A 3,938-nucleotide genomic window follows, 5' to 3' on the forward strand; every position below is an offset into this window, starting at 1 on the left:
GATTCCGCCGCTAACAGCCCGTGCCAGCTCATCAGAATCGGAAACAAGAACACGCCAATGAACGCGCCGATCTTTCCCGTAGCCGAAGCGATACCGTGTCCCGTGGTTCGGCTTTCCACGGGAAAGATCTCCGAAGGATAAACGAAGGTAGTCGAGTTCGGTCCGAACTCCGTAAAGAAGTAACTCACGCCATAGATGATCAGGAACGGAATTACCAGATGCTCGATGTTAGGTACCAGAGCCATTGCGAAGAACGAAGCCGCCATCATGCCGAACCCGAGGCACTGTATCATCTTCCGCCCAAGCTTATCCATAGTGTAGGCCGCGACAAAGTAGCCCGGCGCTGCGGCTACCGTGAAAATCATAAGCTGGACAAGAGTGTGATTCAGCAAGCTCTCGTGAGGCGTCACGGCTTTAAGAACCAGCGGACTACTCACGGTGTTCCCGTAATAAGCGAAGTCTAAAAGAAACCACGCCGCGCTGGCGCCGATCAGATTGCGCAGTAACTCCGGATTCGCGACGAGCTTCTGAAAGCCTTCCATGAACGGCACATCACGCTTGGTTTCTTTCTCCTTCTTCTCCTTGTCAGCCTCCCCTTTGCCGGTTCCCAGAACGCTTCCGGCAGCCTGATTAAACTCATCCTGCTTCCCCGCCGCCAATAAGTAGCGCGGCGTCTCGTGAATGTTGCGGCGCATGTGGAACACCGCCATCGCTGGAATCGCGCCGAACGCCAGCAGGATGCGCCAGACGATGTCATGCGACATATGCGTCGCCAGCAAGCCGGCCGCGATCAAAGGACCGAATATCAAGCCGGCGGCTTGCATCGCGAACACCAGGCTAACGAGCATGCCGCGAGAGCACTTACCCGCATACTCGGCCATGATGGTCGCACTTACCGGATAGTCGCCGCCGATGCCGATTCCGAGAATGAAGCGGAAGACGATCAGCCAGATAATGTTCGGCGAGAGCGCCGACAAGACCGCGCCGACCGCCAACACCACGCACTCATATCCATAGATGCGTTTGCGGCCGAGCATATCGGCAATGCGGCCGAAGATCAGCGCGCCGATCGCCGCGGCCAGCAGTGACGTGGACGTGACTAGACCGACTTCGGTCGGAGACGGCTTCCAGGATTCCTTCAGAATCGCCATCACCACGCCGATGATGAATAGGTCATAGGCGTCGGTGAAGAAGCCCATGCCCGAGATGAACATGATCTGCCAGTGAAGCTTGGTGATCTTGGATGAGTCGAGTTGTTCGAGAGTACTTGCGCCCGTCTGGGATTGGTTTTCCGTCGCCGGCATCTGGAGGCCTCCGACTTACTTACCAAGGCACCTGAAACACCTTTGTAACTGAAGTTAATCAGCGTTCCGTGAGGAAACGAAAGGCCGCGGGTCCAGTCGCGAACCGGCGATTGGCCGCCGCGGCTCGTGAAGACATCCGCTCTACCGTGAACCGCTGGAATTCAGGATCGTGCCAGTGCGATAACCCCAGCCGCTCGCTGATCAGCGCGGCCGCGGGGCGCGTGGTCGCGCCGCGAGGTTTCCCAACTCGCGTGTGCAACGGATCGCAGATAATCGGATTGCGCGTGGCATCGATCGCGCGGTCCAGCAGGCGATCGGGATCGCAGGGCAGCAGCGGTGCTAACGTCGCGAACGTGTCGATGTTGTTCGCGATCAGTTCCCGCACGGTTTCGAACCGTCGCTCCACCGGGTCGCAGTGCGGTTCGTACGCGCGGCGAATGGCGTCGTCATCCGTGGTGATCGAGAAGCTGACGCGCAGCCGGGTTCGGCTCGCGATCGCCTTCAGCGCCTCTAAGTACTCAAGAACGCGCGCGCTCCGCGTCTGCAGCACGAAGATGTCTGGAGGCCGCAACGCCACGGCTTCCAACACGCCGCCCATCACGCCAACGTCCGACTCCGCGGGTTGAAAAGGGTCGACCAGCGGCGAGCAGTAGATCATCTGGTCCGGCTTCAAAGCACGCGCGAGCAGCCGCGCGGCATTGGATTTGAATGTGGTGGACTGCCCCCAATGCGTCACGTCATGCGGGCGCAATCCACCGTAAATACCCATGGTAGGCACATAGCAATACGAGCAGCCGAAGGTGCAGTTCCGGGCCGGTGTCAGCGAGTGCGTGAATCCGGCTTCAGCGATGAAACCGGAAGTGCGCGTCAGGATACTGCGCGCCGGCTCGGAGTAAATCTGGAACGGCATCGGTCACGCGTAGTGTTCGCGGCCGTAACGAAGGCACAGCGCGACGTTCTCATCCGCTTTAGCCGGCGGATTGTCGTGCGGCAGTTCGCGGCCCTTCTCACGGACCAACGTGAGCGTCCGCGCCAGATAGATGCCGTCGCGGTCCGGGAAGGTCGCCCAGTACTTGTCCGTCAGGCAAGGAATCAGCAACGGATCACGCGTGATCATCTCGAGGTTGAACCGGATGTTTGGACGATGCGCGCGCGCGGCGCTGATCAGAGCGGGCACATCGACCACACCTTGTCCCAACGGGACTTCGGTCATGCGAAACCCGGCGTCGTCCGCCGCGACGGCGATATCTTTCACGTGAGTCGAGATGGCGTAAGGCGCGAGTTGCGCGACGGCGTTCGGCGCATCCAGCAGCGAAATGTTGTTGCCGAAATCCATGCAGCAGCCGAAGTACTGGCCATGATACTTCTGCTGAACGGCGACCATCTGTTCGATGGTCCAGTCTTTGTGATTCTCCAGGGCGAGCGCGACTTGCTGCTTCTCCAGAATCGGCAGCGCGCGTTCGATCGCCTGGTGAGCGTCTTTCACGAACTGCTGGTAGCTCGCGAGATCGGAAAACGTTTCGTACCTTCGGCTTCCCAAACAAGCCGATCGAACCAACCGCGCCCCCGCCCGTTTCGCCGCGGCAACTTGAGCTTCGAACTGCGCGGTGTCATCGCCTTTGGGCAGCGTCGCGATGCCCTCATAGTACATGCCGTACTCAGCCGCTTTCGCGCGAACGCGATCGGCGTACGCGGCATCGAGCGAGGCCAGGTGCATCTGAATCCCTGCCGCGCCCATCGCGTGGCAATGATCCATAAATTGAATCGTGTCTTTGAAACCGGCAGCGGACGGATACGAGTAGATGCAGACGCCGAACGGACTTGACGGTTCCGGCGCTGCGGAAGACATTCGAGTAGCCGCGAGAACAGCGGCGGACGCGGAGATGAAATTTCGTCTGGTCATGATGAAATCAGTACCCGACGGGATTGTATCAACGCCCAATAATCAAACGTTACAGAAGGTGGAAATTGACTTCGATGTTGGCGATGACGGCGACCGCTTTGCCGTCCTTCTGGCCCGGTTTGAACGACCACTTCTTAACCGCTTCGATCGCCTTCTCATCCAGACCCAGACCGAGCGGCCGGATCACCTGTACCTCACGAACACGGCCGTCAACACCGACGATGACTTTAAGAACGACGGTTCCTTGTTGCTTGGCCTTGCGCGCTTCCTCGGAATACTCCGGCTCGACCTTCTGCAGCAGTTCGGGCGAACTGACCCCGCCGCCCGCCCGGAAAGCGCCGCCGCCGAATCCACCGCCGGAGCCAGGGCCAAGACCCGCTCCAGTTCCCGAACCAATTCCGCCGCGATTCCCGCTACCGATTCCACCGCCCGCGCCAATTCCGTTAGACGCTTCGGCGATGCGCGATAAAGGATCGCCGATGTTCGGGGAGTTCAGGTTGGGAAGCGGCATATCCGCAACGATCGTCGGCGTCATCACGAGCTTGGGTTGTAAGTTCCGAACCACGGCTACCGGCGGGACAAACTGCTTCAGCGCGATCTTGGGCAACTTGCCCTTGCTGGCGGGCGTCGGAGACCGGTCGCCGCCACCGCCGCCGCCGTGCATGGCGTCTTTCTTCACCGTGGGCTTGTAAGGAGCAATGTCGGGCGCTATCAGCTCAATCTGTTGCTTT

Annotated in this window: 4 protein-coding genes; all 4 read right to left on the reverse strand. The window is 59.7% G+C overall.

Annotated features, from left to right (window positions below; translation table 11 throughout):
• Positions 1-1,304, reverse strand: a 1,304-nt coding sequence (locus H1Y01_RS08985) for an MFS transporter (protein ID WP_180540104.1), incomplete at its 3' end; no start/stop codon positions are given.
• A gap of 58 nt (positions 1,305-1,362) precedes the next feature.
• Positions 1,363-2,214, reverse strand: a complete 852-nt coding sequence (locus H1Y01_RS08990) for an SPL family radical SAM protein (protein ID WP_180540105.1) — start codon at positions 2,212-2,214, stop codon at positions 1,363-1,365.
• Positions 2,215-2,217: 3 nt separating this feature from the next.
• The gene (locus H1Y01_RS08995; RefSeq protein ID WP_180540106.1) at positions 2,218-3,153 is read right to left on the reverse strand and encodes a sugar phosphate isomerase/epimerase family protein; all 936 of its coding nucleotides are present in this window, start codon (positions 3,151-3,153) and stop codon (positions 2,218-2,220) included.
• A gap of 103 nt (positions 3,154-3,256) precedes the next feature.
• Positions 3,257-3,938: energy transducer TonB (locus H1Y01_RS09000; protein WP_180540107.1), on the reverse strand; the 682-nt coding region annotated here is incomplete at its 5' end.

The organism is Nevskia soli (genome assembly GCF_903970205.1).
Classification (GTDB): domain Bacteria; phylum Acidobacteriota; class Terriglobia; order Bryobacterales; family Bryobacteraceae; genus Bog-113.

What these genes read in the sequence shown, in the direction of transcription:
- H1Y01_RS08990 (WP_180540105.1), bottom strand. Translation starts at nt 2,214, where the DNA reads ATGCCGTTCCAGATTTACTCCGAGCCGGCGCGCAGTATCCTGACGCGC.
- H1Y01_RS08995 (WP_180540106.1), bottom strand. Translation starts at nt 3,153, where the DNA reads ATGTCTTCCGCAGCGCCGGAACCGTCAAGTCCGTTCGGCGTCTGCATC.